At 62.5% G+C, this 14,107-nt stretch carries 13 protein-coding genes and 1 tRNA gene; 8 read left to right on the top strand and 6 right to left on the bottom strand.

Annotated elements, in window-relative coordinates; genetic code table 11:
- The first annotated feature begins 265 nt into the window (after positions 1-265).
- The 5 genes from X726_RS145205 (at position 266) to X726_RS1000000169580 (ending at position 5,289) form a co-directional block, all read left to right on the top strand.
- On the top strand, positions 266-742 hold the full coding sequence (locus tag X726_RS145205) for an Rrf2 family transcriptional regulator (RefSeq protein WP_023672084.1): 477 nt from the start codon (positions 266-268) through the stop codon (positions 740-742).
- 16 nt (positions 743-758) lie between these two features.
- Positions 759-2,126, top strand: coding sequence for an FAD/NAD(P)-binding protein (locus tag X726_RS145210; RefSeq protein WP_023672083.1), 1,368 nt, complete (start codon positions 759-761; stop codon positions 2,124-2,126).
- Between the two features lie 227 nt (positions 2,127-2,353).
- Positions 2,354-3,787 carry a pyridoxal-phosphate dependent enzyme gene (locus X726_RS145215; RefSeq protein WP_023672082.1) on the top strand — a complete coding sequence of 478 codons (1,434 nt, stop codon included), beginning with the start codon at positions 2,354-2,356 and terminating at the stop codon, positions 3,785-3,787.
- The gene (locus X726_RS145220; protein WP_023672081.1) at positions 3,784-4,965 is read left to right on the top strand and encodes a PLP-dependent aspartate aminotransferase family protein; all 1,182 of its coding nucleotides are present in this window, start codon (positions 3,784-3,786) and stop codon (positions 4,963-4,965) included. The genes X726_RS145215 and X726_RS145220 overlap by 4 nt, the downstream gene beginning before the upstream one ends.
- A gap of 132 nt (positions 4,966-5,097) precedes the next feature.
- A complete protein-coding gene (locus X726_RS1000000169580) occupies positions 5,098-5,289 on the top strand; it encodes a hypothetical protein (RefSeq protein WP_196814107.1) in 192 nt (63 codons plus the stop codon).
- Positions 5,290-5,318: 29 nt separating this feature from the next.
- Here the strand turns inward: X726_RS1000000169580 and X726_RS145225 are convergent, their stop codons facing one another.
- From X726_RS145225 to X726_RS145245, 5 genes are all read right to left on the bottom strand, one after another.
- Positions 5,319-5,624 carry a UBP-type zinc finger domain-containing protein gene (locus tag X726_RS145225; protein ID WP_023672079.1) on the bottom strand — a complete coding sequence of 102 codons (306 nt, stop codon included), beginning with the start codon at positions 5,622-5,624 and terminating at the stop codon, positions 5,319-5,321.
- Entirely contained in the window at positions 5,624-7,291 is a 1,668-nt protein-coding gene (locus X726_RS145230) for an FAD-dependent oxidoreductase (RefSeq protein ID WP_023672078.1), read from the bottom strand. The genes X726_RS145225 and X726_RS145230 overlap by 1 nt, the downstream gene beginning before the upstream one ends.
- Before the next feature lie 234 nt (positions 7,292-7,525).
- On the bottom strand, positions 7,526-10,717 hold the full coding sequence (locus tag X726_RS1000000171250; RefSeq protein ID WP_084567135.1) for an amino acid permease: 3,192 nt from the start codon (positions 10,715-10,717) through the stop codon (positions 7,526-7,528).
- An 882-nt stretch (positions 10,718-11,599) separates the two neighbouring features.
- The gene (locus X726_RS145240) at positions 11,600-11,806 is read right to left on the bottom strand and encodes a hypothetical protein (RefSeq protein WP_023672074.1); all 207 of its coding nucleotides are present in this window, start codon (positions 11,804-11,806) and stop codon (positions 11,600-11,602) included.
- Positions 11,807-11,880: 74 nt separating this feature from the next.
- Positions 11,881-12,180, bottom strand: coding sequence for a DUF1236 domain-containing protein (locus tag X726_RS145245; protein ID WP_023672073.1), 300 nt, complete (start codon positions 12,178-12,180; stop codon positions 11,881-11,883).
- A gap of 176 nt (positions 12,181-12,356) precedes the next feature.
- On the opposite strand from X726_RS145245, the gene X726_RS1000000169570 reads away from it, so the two are divergent.
- The 3 genes from X726_RS1000000169570 (at position 12,357) to X726_RS145255 (ending at position 13,648) form a co-directional block, all read left to right on the top strand.
- Positions 12,357-12,617, top strand: a complete 261-nt coding sequence (locus tag X726_RS1000000169570; RefSeq protein WP_245272152.1) for a hypothetical protein — start codon at positions 12,357-12,359, stop codon at positions 12,615-12,617.
- A 47-nt stretch (positions 12,618-12,664) separates the two neighbouring features.
- On the top strand, positions 12,665-12,973 hold the full coding sequence (locus X726_RS145250) for a DUF1236 domain-containing protein (protein WP_023672071.1): 309 nt from the start codon (positions 12,665-12,667) through the stop codon (positions 12,971-12,973).
- A 330-nt stretch (positions 12,974-13,303) separates the two neighbouring features.
- Positions 13,304-13,648, top strand: a complete 345-nt coding sequence (locus X726_RS145255; protein WP_023672069.1) for a low affinity iron permease family protein — start codon at positions 13,304-13,306, stop codon at positions 13,646-13,648.
- Positions 13,649-13,749: 101 nt separating this feature from the next.
- Here X726_RS145255 and X726_RS145260 read toward each other — a convergent pair.
- A tRNA-Leu gene (locus X726_RS145260) sits at positions 13,750-13,834 on the bottom strand.
- Positions 13,835-14,107 lie beyond the last annotated feature (273 nt).

The following is a 14,107-nucleotide window of genomic DNA, read 5'->3' as shown; positions in this document are numbered from 1 at the left end:
TAAGTATAGTAATCTTATCGACATTGGGAGCAGGAGCCGCCGTTCATCGCCGCAATCGCTCGCGGCTGGCTGTGACCGTAACGGCACAAAGCCTTGCTAAAGTGGCCCCTGCGGCGTGAAAACGAAGCAAAATCAAGGTTTCTCGGCTTGTATATCATGTCAGTAGAATTTATGTGTCGAAGCAGCTTGCACGCGGCGGGGAGGCACGTCAGGCGTTTCGCAACCGATGGTTTGGGCCATCGCCTGACAGAGAAACATTCGGTCTATGCTCACCAAAAAAGGCAAGTACGGCCTCAAGGCGCTGGTCCATCTGGCGCATCTGCCGGTGGGACAGCTCGCCTTCGTCGGCGACATCGCCAGCGGCAACAACATCCCGAAGAAATTCCTCGACGCCATTCTGGGCGAATTGCGCAATGCCGGTTTCGTCCAGAGCCGCAAGGGCAAGGATGGCGGCTATCGCTTGGCGCGCCCGGCCGACGAGATCAAGGTCGGCCATGTCGTGCGCGTCCTCGACGGACCGCTGGCGCCCATCCCCTGCGCCAGCCGCACCCAGTATCAGCGCTGTGAAGACTGCAATGAGGCGACATGCCAAGTCCGACATCTGATGCTCGAGGTCCGGCAGGCGATCGCCGAGGTGCTCGACCAGCGCACGCTGGCCGAGATGCGCGACATCGTCCTCGACGACCTTCCGGTCGCGAGGGACATCGACGAGCTTGCGCCGGCGCAAAAGGTCCCCGCCTGATCCTGAGCGTGCTCGCATGAGCGTCGCGCGCGCCAATTCGATCATCCGCAGCTCGATCATCATCGTCGGCGGCGGCGCCAGCGGCGTCGTGCTTGCCGCGCATCTGCTGAAGTCGCCCAACCCGGACCTTCGCGTCACGCTGATCGAAAAGCGTCCGCATTTCGGCCAGGGCATCGCCTATTCGACGCTCTTATCGGCGCACGTGCTGAATGTCAGCGCCGCGGGGATGAGCGCCTATGCCGACGATCCCCTGAATTTCTGGCGCTGGTTGCAGGGGCGCGGCCTGATAAGCCAGGAACAGACGCCGCAGACACCCTTCTATGCACCGCGCAGCGTCTATGCCCGCTACCTCAAGGAAGTGCTCGACGAACTCGAAGCGCGCGAAAAGGAAACCGGCCGTCTCAGGCTGATTCGCGAGGAAAGCCTGTCGATCTCGCCGACATCGTCCGGTGTCGAAGTGGTGCTGGCCAACGGCACCAGCGTCGTCGCGCATCTGGCGGTGCTTGCCACCGGCCACGACGAGCAGCCCGGCGCCGGCCAAGGTCATGCCATCCGCATGGGCACCGAGGCCGACACAGCGCTCGATCCTGAAGCCCGCGTGCTGGTGCTGGGCACCGGGCTCAGCATGGTCGATGCCTTCCTGTCGCTCGAGCAGCGCGGCCATCGCGGCGAGATCGTCGCCGTGTCGCGGCGCGGCCTGCTGCCGTCGCCGCACCGCAAGGGCAACCCGATCAAGCTCGACGTCGCCGACATTCCGCTCGGCACGCAGCTCTCCTATTTCGTCGGCTGGTTCCGCGACCTGATCCGAGAAAACCAGAAGGCCGGCATCGACTGGCGCGACGTCGTCGATGGGCTGCGACCCTTCAACCAGAAGATCTGGCAGAACTGGCCGTCCTCGGCCAAGCGCCGCTTCGTCGAGCACACCAAGGCCTGGTGGGACATCCATCGCCATCGGCTGGCGCCCGAGGTGCATGCCCGCGTCACCGAGGCGGTGCGCACCGGCCGCATCCGCCCGGTCGCCGGCCGTGTCGTCGGCATCGAGGCCGGCGATGGATTCACCGTCGGCATCCAGTCCCGCCACACAAAGGCGCTGGAAACGCTGCAGGTCGCCCGCATCTATGATTGCACCGGCATCGCCCGCGACATCTCGACGACGTCGAACAGCGTCGTGCGCTCGCTGGTCGACCGCGGCCTGGCGCGGCCCGACCCGCTGCGGCTTGGTCTCGATGTCACAGCCAAATGCGAAATCATCGCCGGCGACGGCACCGCATCGGCCAAGATCCTCGCCGTCGGGCCGCTGACCCGCGGCACCTTCTTCGAGATCGACGCCATCCCCGACATCCGCGTGCAATGCGCTAGGCTGAGCAAGCAGCTGCTGGGGTAAAGCTGTTGACGTCGGCGGGATAGCACGCCCCTCAGAGGGGGGTGGGAAGGATCGCTACGGAGGGTGTTGGGCTTGAGTCCAAAGCCGGCCTAAAACTGGAATTCCATTCCCCCTCTCGCCGGTTGATTGGCACGATCTACCTTCTTTCCGACTGCAAACGGCCGGAAAAGAAGCTACGCTGCCGCTCTGCCCCCGAGGCGGTCGCTTGTTCAAGGGAGCACATCGATATGAGCGAGCACGGAAAAGCTGCGCCAGGCAGTTCGGACGGCGCGTTATCCCGCCTGCGTCCGCCCTACGCCTCGGTGCTCGACCTCATCGGCCAGACGCCGGTGGTCGAACTGACCAAATTCGACACCGGCAAGTGCCGGCTGTTCATCAAGCTCGAAAGCCAGAATCCAGGCGGCTCGATCAAGGACCGCATTGCGCTGTCTATGATTTCCGCGGCCGAGAAGGAAGGCAAGCTCAAGCGCGGCGGCACCATCGTCGAGGCGACCGCCGGGAATACCGGCCTCGGCCTCGCCCAGGTCGGCATCCCCAAGGGCTACCGCATCATCCTCGTCGTGCCCGACAAGATGTCGCGCGAAAAGATCCAGCATCTGCGCGCGCTCGGCGCCGAAGTGCGCATGACGCGCTCCGATGTCGGCAAGGGCCATGCCGAATATTACCAGGACATGGCCGAGAAGATCGCATCGGAAACGCCCGGCGCCTTCTACGCCAACCAGTTCGCCAACCCGGCCAACCCCGAGGCGCATGAGACCACCACCGGACCGGAAATCCTTGCCCAGCTCGATGGCGACCTCGACGCCGTGGTCGTCGGCGTCGGCTCCGGCGGTACGCTGACCGGGCTTGGCCGCTACTTCGCCAGAACATCGCCGAAGACCGAAATGGTGCTGGCCGATCCCGTCGGATCGGTGCTGGCGCCGCTGATCAAGACCGGCAAGATGGAAGAGGCCGGCAGCTGGACCGTCGAAGGCATCGGCGAGGATTTTGTGCCGCCCAATGCCGATCTGTCGCTGGTCAGGAAAGCCTATTCCATCCCAGACAAGCAGAGCATGCTGGCCGTGCGGGACCTGCTTTCGAAGGAAGGCATTCTCGCCGGCTCGTCTTCCGGCACGCTGCTGTCGGCCGCGCTTCGCTATTGCCGCGAGCAGACGACAGCAAAACGCGTCGTCACCTTCGTCTGCGACAGCGGCAACAAATACCTGTCCAAGGTGTTCGACGATTTCTGGCTGGCCGAGCAGGGGCTGGCCGAACAGGAACAGCATGGCGATCTGCGCGACCTTGTCGTGCGCTCGCACCGCACCGGCGACACCGTCTATGTCGGCCCCGACGAAAGCCTGCTCAACGCCTATGGCCGCATGCGCCGCTCCGATGTCTCGCAGCTGCCGGTGCTGGACAACGGCAAGCTGGTCGGCATTATCGATGAGGGCGATATATTGGCCAAGGTCGACGGCCCCTATGACGGCCGCTGGGACCGCTTCAACGCTCCGGTGTGCACCGCCATGACCTCCAATCTGCACACGCTGCAGGCCAGCCAGACGCTGGATGCGCTGCTGCCGGTGTTCGACCGCAACGAGGTCGCCATCATCTTCGATGGCGACGAGTTCGTCGGCCTGATAACCCGTATCGACCTGATCAACCATTTGAGGCGCGCACGATGACTGCTGAAACACCCCCATCGGGCAAGAACCGCCTGGCTTTTTCCACGCGCACCATCCATGGCGGCCAGAGCCATGACCCGCTGACCGGCGCGGTGATGGTGCCGATCTACGCGACCTCGACCTATGGCCAGCAGTCGCCCGGCGTGCACAAGGGGTTTGAGTACGCCCGCAGCCAGAACCCGACCCGCTTCGCCTTCGAGCGCGCGGTGGCCGATCTCGAAAGCGGCTCGGCCGCCTTTGCATTCGCTTCCGGCCTGGCGGCGATCTCGACCGTGCTCGAGCTGCTCGACAGCGGCGCCCATATCGTTGCAACCGACGACATCTATGGCGGCTCGTTCCGGCTGATGGAGCGGGTGCGCAAGCGCTCGGCCAATCTGCAGGTGAGTTTTGTGGACTTCACTGATCTGGCGGCGGTGGAAGCAGCGATCCGTCCGGAGACAAAACTGCTCTGGGTTGAAACCCCGACCAATCCGCTCCTGCGCATCGTCGACCTCGAAGGGGTTGCGGCACTCGCCAGGCGCAAAGGGGTTTTGACGGTCGCCGACAACACGTTCTGCAGCCCCTACATCCAGCGGCCGCTTGAACTCGGCATCGACATCGTCGTCCACTCGACGACGAAATATCTCAACGGCCATTCCGACATGGTCGGCGGCGTCGCCATCGTCGGCGACAACAAGGATTTGGCGGCCCAGCTGAAATTCCTGCAGAACGCCATCGGCGCCATCTCCGGTCCCTTCGACAGTTTTCTCGCGCTGCGCGGCATCAAGACGCTGGCACTCAGGATGGAGCGCCATTCCACCAACGGCCTGAAGATCGCGCAGTGGCTGGAAGCGCGAAAAGATGTACGCCGCGTCGTCTATCCCGGCCTCGCGAGCCACCCGCAGCACGCCATCGCCGTCCAGCAGATGCACGCTTTCGGTGGGATGATCTCGGTCGACCTCGACCGCGACCTCGCCGGCACCAAGCGCTTCCTCGAACGCACGCAGTTGTTCACCCTGGCCGAAAGCCTCGGCGGCGTCGAGAGTCTGATCGAGCACCCGGCGCTGATGACGCATGGGTCGATCCCGGCGGAAAAGCGCGCCGCGATCGGCATTTCGGATTCGCTGGTGCGGTTGTCGGCGGGGATCGAGGATGGCGATGATTTGATCGCGGACCTGGAGCAGGCGTTGAGGGGGTAGGCGTACCGGATGCGTACCGATGACAATGAGGGGCGGCGCTGACCGTCGAGATTAAATCCCAATCCGCCGCGCGTTAACACATTCAGCAGCTTTTGCTTAACTCTTCGCCGCTATGTCCCGCCCCGGGGAGGCATGGCGAGAGTGAGTGTGATGGACAACAACCCGGAAAAGCGCAGCGAATGGCGCGCCATTTTTTATGTGCAGGCCCGCGTGGCCATCCTGTTTGTCCCGGTCGTCGCCAGCCTTCTGATCATTGCCGCTCTTGCCGGCAACGACCACAATCCCAATGCCATAGACCGCACGGTTACTGGCTCGGTGAAATAGGCGCAGCGGTCGGCCGACAGTCGGCCGCCTCAGAAAAACTTCGGGATCGGGCCGTTCTGAGGCGTCACGTCGCCTTCCAGGTCGATGAACGCCTCGTCGACAAAGCACCAGGCCCAGCCTTCCGGCGGGTCGTAGCCTTCGATGATCGGGTGCTTTGTGGCGTGGAAATGCTTGGTGGCGTGGCGGTTGGGCGAGTCGTCGCAGCAGCCGACATGGCCGCAGGTGCGGCACAGCCTGAGATGCACCCACATGGAGCCGCTCTTCAGGCACTCCTCGCAGCCGAGCGCGCTCGGCGTCACCGTCTTGATGTCGCGCGTGTGTTTGCATTCATCCATTATGCTCTCCTGGCCAGTTCGGGCGCTGCTGCGTTGGGTCGCGCGAGATAGGCGTGCAAGGCAGCCACCACCTGGGCGCCTTCGCCGACGGCGGCGGCGACCCGCTTGACCGAGCCGGAGCGCACGTCGCCGATGGCGAACACGCCGCTGCGGCTGGTCTCCATCTGGCCCGCCCCTATGTCGGCGCCGGTGCGCACGAAGCCCCTGGCGTCGAGCGCGATATCGCACCCAGCCAGCCAATCGGTGTTGGGGTCGGCGCCGATGAACAGGAAGAGATGCTGGATCGGGCGCGTCTCGACGCCGCCGGGGTTGCGCCAGCGCAACTGGGTGAGATTGCCGCCTTCGCCTTCCAGCGCCTCGATCTCTGTCTCGCCAAGCACCTCGATGTTGGGTTGCGCCTCGATACGCTCGACCAGATAGCGCGACATGGTTTCCCTGAGGCCGCCGCGGCGCGCCAGCATCGTCACCTTGCGGACCTGGCTGGCGAGATAGACCGCCGCCTGCCCCGCCGAATTGCCGGCGCCGACCAGCGCCACTTCTTGCCCTGTGCATAGCCGCGCCTCGATCGGCGAGGCCCAGTAATGCACCGACGTGCCCTCGAACTCGGCCAGCTTGGCGACGTCGAGGCGGCGGTAGCGCGCGCCGCTGGCGATCACCACCGTGCGTGCGCGCAGGCTTTCACCGTCGCCGACGGTAAGCGTGTAGCCCTCGCCTGCTGCACCGAGCAGCTTGGCCTCGTCGGGGATGACTATTTCGACGCCGAATTTCTGCGCCTGGTTGTAGGCGCGCGCCATCAGCGCCATGCCGGAAATGCCGGTGGGGAAACCCAGATAGTTCTCTATGCGCGCGGAGGCGCCGGCCTGGCCGCCGAAGGCGCGGCAATCGAGCACGATGGTCGACAGCCCTTCGGATGCCGCATAGACCGCGGCCGCCAGCCCCGCCGGTCCGGCGCCGACAATGGCGACGTCATAGACCATGTCGGGATCGATCGGCCGCAGCAGGCCGATGCAGCGGGCAAGTTCGGTTTCGCCGGGATTGTGCATCAGCTTGCCGTTGGGGCAGAGCACGATCGGCAGATGGTGCGGGTCAACATGAAAATGCTCAATCAGCGTCTTGGCGCACGGGTCGCTGTCGGAATCGAGCGCGCGGTGCGGCTGGCCGCTGCGGCGCAGAAATCCCTGCAGCCGCAGCGTGTCGCCATTGCCGGCCGGGCCGATGACGACCGGCCCGCTCGAGCCGCTTTCCAGAAGCCCGACGCGGCGCAGGATCAGCGCCCGCATGATCCGCTCGCCAAGGCTTGCCTCCTGCACCATCAGGTCGCGCAGCCGCTGCGAGGGGATGACGAAGGCCTCGACCGGCTCGGCCGCCTCCGCATTGACCAGCGACGGCCGGCTGGAAAGCTGCGCCAGCTCGCCGATGAAATTGCCGGGACCATGAGTGACGATGGTCTCGCGCCGGCCGGGCCTGACATCCTGGGTGATATCGACCGTGCCCGACAGGATGACGATCAGCCCCGGCGCCACGGTGCCGGCGGTGACGATATGCTCGCCGGCGGCATAGGAACTCGCCTCGCCGAACCGGCGCGTGCGCTCGATATCGGCGTCGCCCAGGATAGGAAACATCTGGTCGCGGCGGGTGACGGTGATCGGCTGGGTGGGTGGGGCCATAGATAGAACGTAGCGCCGAGACGGCCGGGTTTGAAGTGGTTTGTTGGAGGACTGGCCGGAAGGGGAGGTGGCTCCCGCGCCATCTGGTTCGGATGCTTCGCATGGCCCCGCGCTGCAAGGCAAACAGCGCGCCGACCAGTGCGACCTTTGTAAGGGCGAGCCCGAGCAGTACCGTCGGCAGTCCTCGCTCACCGGTGTGTTGCAGGAGCAGCGCGCCGACGAACGGCGCCGCGGCTATCGCGTTACGCCAAGCGCCTGGGGTGCGGTGGTATCCTCGGGCTCCCCGAAGGCAGATCCCGGCGAAAGCCCATTCGTCACATCTTTGTAGAGCGCTATCGGATGCGGGCGCCCCACCAGATATCCTTGGATTTCGGGACATCCTTCCCTCATCAGGAAGGCACGCTCGTCCTCTGTTTCGACACCCTCCGCGATGACAGGCAAGGCCAGCGCATTCCCCAGGCTGAGTATCGTGCGCACGATGGCGGCCGATTGGACATTCGAACCGACACCCGAAACAAAACTGCGATCGATCTTGATCTTGTCGAATGGAAACGCCTGCAGCGAGGACAGCGAGGCATACCCGGTGCCAAAATCATCCATCGAGACCCTGACGCCCAACGCCTTCAACCTCCGCAAAACCGACAAGGCGGTTGCCCGGTCGCGGATGAGAACCCCTTCCGTGATTTCCAGTTCCAGCCGCCCCGGAGCAAGGCCGGTCTCGTAGAGGATAGAATGAACGAGGCCTACCAGGTCCCCGAAACGGAACTGCACGGGAGAGAGGTTGACGGCGATCTGCAGCGGTGAGGGCCAGGAGGCCGCGTCTCTGCACGCCTGCCTGAGCGTCCATTCACCTATCTCAACGATCGTGCCATCCTGTTCGGCAAGCGAGACAAACGCGTTTGGGGAGATGAGCCCATGTTTTGGATGGTGCCATCGGGCGAGTGCCTCGAAACCGAAGATTTCGCCGTCTATCCTGGCTTGCGGCTGGTAATGAAGCACAAGTTCGCCATGGCCGACCGCAGAGCGCAAATCTCGCTGCAAGGCGTAGCGCTCTCTTAGCCGCTTATCCATCTCAGGATCGAAGAATTGCACCATTCGACGGCCGTCCGCCTTGGCCCGGTAGAGCGCTGCGTCGGCATTTGCCATCAGCGCCGCTGCATTCTCTCCGTCTTTCGGATAGATCGCCGCCCCGATGCTCACCCCGATCGAAATGTGCTGGCCCCGGATCTCGAATTTGCCTGCCGCCGATTCGAACAGACGGTCCGCAACGTCCTTGGCACTCGCGGACCGGTCATCCATGGCCAGGACAACCGTGAATTCGTCGCCGCCCATGCGCGCGATAAAGGCCTCAGGCGCCGCAGTTTGGAGACGCCGGGAGATGGTGCAAAGCAGATCGTCGCCGGCGGCGTGCCCGAAAACGTCGTTCGCCTCTTTAAAATGGTCAAGGTCGATGCTGAAGACGGCAAAGCTGGCGTGCGTTGCTTTTGCACGCTCGAGCGTCGTGGCCAGGTGTGCTGCAAGCGCGGCTCGGTTCGCCAGGCCGGTAAGCGGATCGTGGTGCGCGAGATGCGCGATTTCCTCGTGCCGTGCCATCAGTTCGCTGCGCGCTACGTTCATGTTCTCGCGCGCGTCGTCCAGGCCGTGGGCGGCTTCCCTCACCTTGTCCTGGAGCAGGTTGAAGCTTTCGGCCATCTCTCCAAGTTCGTCACGAGAGTTTACCGTAACCGGCATGATATTCACGGAGGCATGCGCCGCAGCGAGGTCTCCCCGCCCCAGGGCGACCATGGCGAGAGAGAAATCCTTCAGCGTTCCGGATGTCAGACGCTTTGCCGCGTTGCTCACCTCGGTCGCCGAATGGGTGATCATTCCCGGCAAGATCAGGCCAACGCTGATGGTCAGCAGCGCGACAACGACAAAAATGTCCTCCAGCGCGGCGACCAATGAAGTGTCGCCTTGGGGAACGCTGCCGATCGCCAGGAAATAGCCGGCACCGTCAAGCACGAGCACAAAAAGCATGGCTCCGGTAAGCTTCAGGTGAAGCGTATGTGGCAGCAAGGGTAGACCGAGTGCGTATCGATCCTCCATCGTGCGCCAGGCGTAGAGCGCAGCACCCGAATATGCCAAAGCCAGACCGAACAGGACGGTAGGAAGGCCAAATTGCTGAAATCCCAGTATGGCGGTCAACAGCCATATTGCAGCCGCGCCTACGCCAAGGATGATCGTTCCCCTGGGAGCCCGGAAGGGTCGCTCGGCTTCGGGACTATCACGGCGCAAGAGCCAGACTGCGATGTTTGGCATGCAGATGCTGATCAGGTACGTAAAATTGGCCGCGGCGATCATCCAGAGCGGATACCCGCACAGCATGAAGCCGATTGCCGCGGCAGCTGTGAGCAGCGTTGCCGCCCAGGGACAATCTGTTGAGGTGCGCCTGGCCAGGAAGCTCGGCAGCAGGCCGTCTTCGCTCAGCTGCGCAAGGGTCCGCGCGGCGCCTGCCAATGGCTGCAACGTTCCATGGAACATGTTCAGCATGATGAGCCAGATGGCGGCCGCCTTGCCGAAACTCCCCAACAAGGGCGCAAAGGTGGGCCCGAGAGCTATGGCGAGGTCGGTACCGAGCGGCTCCGGCCCGAGCACACCCAGCCAGACAACCGGCAGGACCAGGAAATAGACGCCGGCCATTGCGGCGCTGGCCCACATCGCCAGAGGAATGTTGCGGTTGGGATCGATGGTTTCGCCAACATGGCAGGCTGCAGCCTCAAATGCCGGTGCGGCAAACCCGATCAGGTACAGTCCCGCCATCACCGACGTGATGTCGCCGAACAGGCCGGTAAACGGGCTGGTCAGGGCAAAATCCGTCGCCTGCCGCCAGTCGACCGAGCCACTGATGACCGGGACGAGGGATGAGAGAAACGCAAGCGTCGCGGAGGCAGTGGCGATCGGGATCGCCAGTTGGACCACCCACTTGATTCCACACAGGTTGACCGCCGTAAAGAATGCGATAAGCCCGCAGGCGACCGCCTCCACGGGGAGGCCCGGCAGGTACCATTGCTGGATTGCAGACGCTGAAAGAACCGCTGTCAGTCCGCAGGTCGGCACCCAACCCCACCAATAGCAGGTGCCCGTCAGAGCCGAGAGAACGGGACTGTAAGGTCGGAAGGCTTCGGCGCACGCTGCAGAGATACCGCCGACGCGGTTTGGCCACATGAGAACCAATTCGGTCCACGCAGGCGCGGCGGCCCAGCTTAGAAGCAGACCAACAACCAGCAAAGGAACCGCAGCGCTTCCTTGACCGGGAATATTCCCCTGGCCGACAAAAAGGGCGGCAATCAGAAACAGGCTTTGATTGCTGCCACCCATGGCGAGCGCTGTCGTGCCCATCCATCCCAAGGTTCTCGGGTGCGGTCGTGAAGGCGTGAGGCCCGGCATTCAGAGACATCCATTCGAGTGCGGAGCGCTGTCTGACTGGCGAATGTAACCTGCGGAGATATGTCTGTCGAACGTCGCGCTCCCGAAGTCAAAGTTGGACCTTAGGTGAGACGTATTAAGACTTCGTACCAAACCAGATCCGCCCGATGATCGCTGTCAACTTGCGGTGGCTGCGGTTCAATCATGCTGATGCCGGCCCGAATGGATCGATCTCCTCAAATCTGGGATATCATATCAATTTTATCTAATCGCCCACTATGAGGGATAGTCGCGAATACAGCCTAACATCGATTATTATCGACAAATCTCGTGATTGCGGCGCTATCATCCGAAGGCGGCTGAAGTCGACTGTAGATCGCTAATCACATTGACCGCTTTTGACTTCGTACCTCGCCATCGTGGGGGCAAGCACCGAGACTTCACGCCGTGCCTCAAGCTGGAGCTAACTTGTGCGAGCACGCCGCATAGCCCCGCGTTGCAGGGCAAACAGCGCGCCGACCACGCTGGGCGCGGCGGTCGGCCTCGGCGCGCTGGTGGGTCCTTCCCAGGCCGGCGCCCGTACGGTCGATATGGCGATCGCCCGCTACCATCATCCGATCTGCACCAAACTGGCCTCGGTGACATTTCTGACCATAGGCGTGGCGACGCTCTGGACCGGCCTGCCCGGTTCTGCCGGCCGCGGTGATTTTCTATGGCGCCCGCATCGGCTAGCATGGCCGAGTATCGTCACATGCGGCGACATGGAGTTCTGGACGATGCTTGAGCGCGACGCGACCTCGCCAGCGGGCACGCCTTCGACGCCGGCCCGCAGCAGGAATGTGTTCAGCACCAGAACACTTGGGATCAGCGTTGCGGGAGCCTGCAGACGTGAGTACTTCCCCCTTACAAGCCTTCCGGCTGGTCCTCTAGGACGAACGAAGCTGCAATCAGGTCATCGCCGCTGATGCGGCCACTGCCGCCAACCATGATGGATGTGACTTTCTGAAAGGTCTTCATGTCGGCCTCTGTTATGCGCGCATCGCGCATTCTCGCCCTGAGAGAACCCAGGCGGGTATCGAGGGCTGGCGATGTCTCGACGTCATCGATCATCTTCGATCATCCTGGAGCGCAACGTGAAATCCGCTGCCCGCCGCCATGGCCGGCGGCGGGCGGCAGCTATTCGATCAGTCGTAGACCTTCACAATTTTCCGGGTGCCGGGGTCGACCAGGACGGTGCGGTTGTCGACCACGACGTAGCGGTATTTGACGTTGGGAACTTCGTGCAGCTCGACCGTATCAGGCAAGGCACTGCCGACGTTCAGCTCCACGCCCGGGATCTTCACCGAAGCCAGCGGCTGCTTTTTTACGTATTCGCGGACGACCGTATCCTGCTCCGGTGTGATGACGACATCCTGAGCTGCGGCGGCGCCGACCCCAGCCAAAAGCAACAAGCCTGCAGCGGCACTTGCAAAGTGGATTTTCATGGTTTTCTCCTCGCGTAATCCGGCGACGGCACCACGCCTGTTCGCCGAGGGACCGAACTTGAGATCAGCCAGATTGTTCCTGTGACTTCAGTCCGCGGCGAACCAGACCAAAGTCGGATATCAGCTAAGACCCAAGTCCCGAGGCGGAACGTTCAAGCGGGGCAGGCGTTTCCCAAATGCAACTAAATAAAACAGGAGAGGAACACATGGCCGACGGCCCAACTGTTGTTAATTCTGGTGGTGGGGGCGGCACTGCAATTGCTGTTGTTCTTGCACTTATTGCAGTCGTAGTATTGCTTATTTTTACCGGCGTCATCAATATCCGCGGCGACGGCGGCAAGGATATCGACGTCAAGGTTGAAGCGCCAAAGGTGGAAGCTCCGGCTGCACCTGCAAAGCCTGCGGCACCTGCCCCAGCCCCTGCGAGTGGCGGCTGATCTGCTCGTATCCACGCTTCCGAACTGACCTATGAAAGGAAATTCCCATGACCAGATATTTCGTCAGCGCCGCCGGCGCCCTCGTCCTTATGGCGGGCATCGGCACCTCGTTTGCCGAGGATGTTATTGTTCTCAAGCCCGAACAACAGACGGTCGTTCGCGAATATATCCATAAGCAGAAGCTGGCCTCAGTCAGTTTGCTCGGCGTCGAACTCAACGTCGGCACGGCACTTCCCGACACTGTCGAGCTCCACGCAATCGACGTTCCGGATGTCCGCTACAAGTATACGGTTGTCGGAGATCATGCGGTTCTCGTCGATCCCGACACGCGCAAGGTCGTGCAGATCATCGAGTAACGCGCGAGCCCGCCGCTCCGATCAGGAGCGGCGGGCTTTGGCTGCGCTGTGAAGGCTCTACGGGCAGCCGTTTTCTGAACGGGAGGATGTCTGATGTTTAGCGACAAGGAAACTTGGGTCCTGGAAGCTGCCTTACTCGCGGCAATTCCAATTTGCGTAGCCGTCACCGCACTCGTGGCATTTTTGACCGCGGCCTGGATATGAAAGATCGGAAGAGCGTNAGTTCAGACGTGTGCTCTTCCGATCTGTCCTGGAAGCTGCCTTACTCGCGGCAATTCCAATTTGCGTAGCCGTCACCGCACTCGTGGCATTTTTGACCGCGGCCTGGATATGAATCGCTTCCTGTTTGTGATGGGCGACTTTCTATCCCGGCCACCGGGCTTCTACGTCCTTCTTGTAGCCATGCTGCTCTGTACTGCATTGGTGCCATTCGGCCTGACGAATGTGGTCACCTACGCATTGTCGGTAGCGGCCATCGTGATCACCGGCGTTGTGCTGATCCAGGGTTACCGCGACACGGCCGCCATTCACGCCAAGCTTGATGAGATTATCGTTTCGCTGAATGAGACCAGAAACGATGTCGTCGGCCTGGAGCATGCCGAGCCGGAGGAGATTCGGGAGAAGCTCCAGACACTCGAAGAAGAAGCAATGAAAGCGGTTCGCCCGCCGCATTGACCCTCCGCTGGACTATCTGTCATCCATCAGCAAAAAAGCCCGGGAACCGGGCTTTTTTGCTTCGCGTCTAAATCATTTCGGACTTATCCGAAACGGGAATTTGGTGCCCAGAAGAGGACTCGAACCTCCACTCCTTGCGGAACACGGACCTGAACCGTGCGCGTCTACCAATTCCGCCATCTGGGCTGGTGCGGGCTCATGTAAGCGGGCAAACGATATGTGTCAACGCGCTTTTTCGAGGGCCGCTGCCTGCCGGCTTAGTTTCCCGGGGGTCAGCGCCGCCCCTCACCTGCCTGCCGGCATCCTCTCCCCGTACAGTGACGGGGAGAGGGGCGCTCTCATCGATGATTTTCGCCGGTCACCTGCGTCACAAGAAGAGCGCCGAGGCTGCGGCCAGCCCTTTCTCCCCGTCACTATACCGGGAGAACTGCCCGGCAGGGCAATGAGGGGCAGCGCCGA

This window comes from Mesorhizobium sp. LSJC285A00 (assembly GCF_000503155.1).
Classification (GTDB): domain Bacteria; phylum Pseudomonadota; class Alphaproteobacteria; order Rhizobiales; family Rhizobiaceae; genus Mesorhizobium.
Note: the sequence above shows the minus strand (reverse complement) of the source record. Positions and strands in the feature narration are given on the sequence as shown.

Coding starts and splice junctions, on each gene's coding strand:
- X726_RS145205 (WP_023672084.1), top strand. CDS start 266: ATGCTCACCAAAAAAGGCAAGTACGGCCTCAAGGCGCTGGTCCATCTG.
- X726_RS145210 (WP_023672083.1), top strand. CDS start 759: ATGAGCGTCGCGCGCGCCAATTCGATCATCCGCAGCTCGATCATCATC.
- X726_RS145215 (WP_023672082.1), top strand. CDS start 2,354: ATGAGCGAGCACGGAAAAGCTGCGCCAGGCAGTTCGGACGGCGCGTTA.
- X726_RS145220 (WP_023672081.1), top strand. CDS start 3,784: ATGACTGCTGAAACACCCCCATCGGGCAAGAACCGCCTGGCTTTTTCC.
- X726_RS1000000169580 (WP_196814107.1), top strand. CDS start 5,098: ATGGCGAGAGTGAGTGTGATGGACAACAACCCGGAAAAGCGCAGCGAA.
- X726_RS145225 (WP_023672079.1), bottom strand. CDS start 5,624: ATGGATGAATGCAAACACACGCGCGACATCAAGACGGTGACGCCGAGC.
- X726_RS145230 (WP_023672078.1), bottom strand. CDS start 7,291: ATGGCCCCACCCACCCAGCCGATCACCGTCACCCGCCGCGACCAGATG.
- X726_RS1000000171250 (WP_084567135.1), bottom strand. CDS start 10,717: ATGCCGGGCCTCACGCCTTCACGACCGCACCCGAGAACCTTGGGATGG.
- X726_RS145240 (WP_023672074.1), bottom strand. CDS start 11,806: ATGATCGATGACGTCGAGACATCGCCAGCCCTCGATACCCGCCTGGGT.
- X726_RS145245 (WP_023672073.1), bottom strand. CDS start 12,180: ATGAAAATCCACTTTGCAAGTGCCGCTGCAGGCTTGTTGCTTTTGGCT.
- X726_RS1000000169570 (WP_245272152.1), top strand. CDS start 12,357: ATGCAACTAAATAAAACAGGAGAGGAACACATGGCCGACGGCCCAACT.
- X726_RS145250 (WP_023672071.1), top strand. CDS start 12,665: ATGACCAGATATTTCGTCAGCGCCGCCGGCGCCCTCGTCCTTATGGCG.
- X726_RS145255 (WP_023672069.1), top strand. CDS start 13,304: ATGAATCGCTTCCTGTTTGTGATGGGCGACTTTCTATCCCGGCCACCG.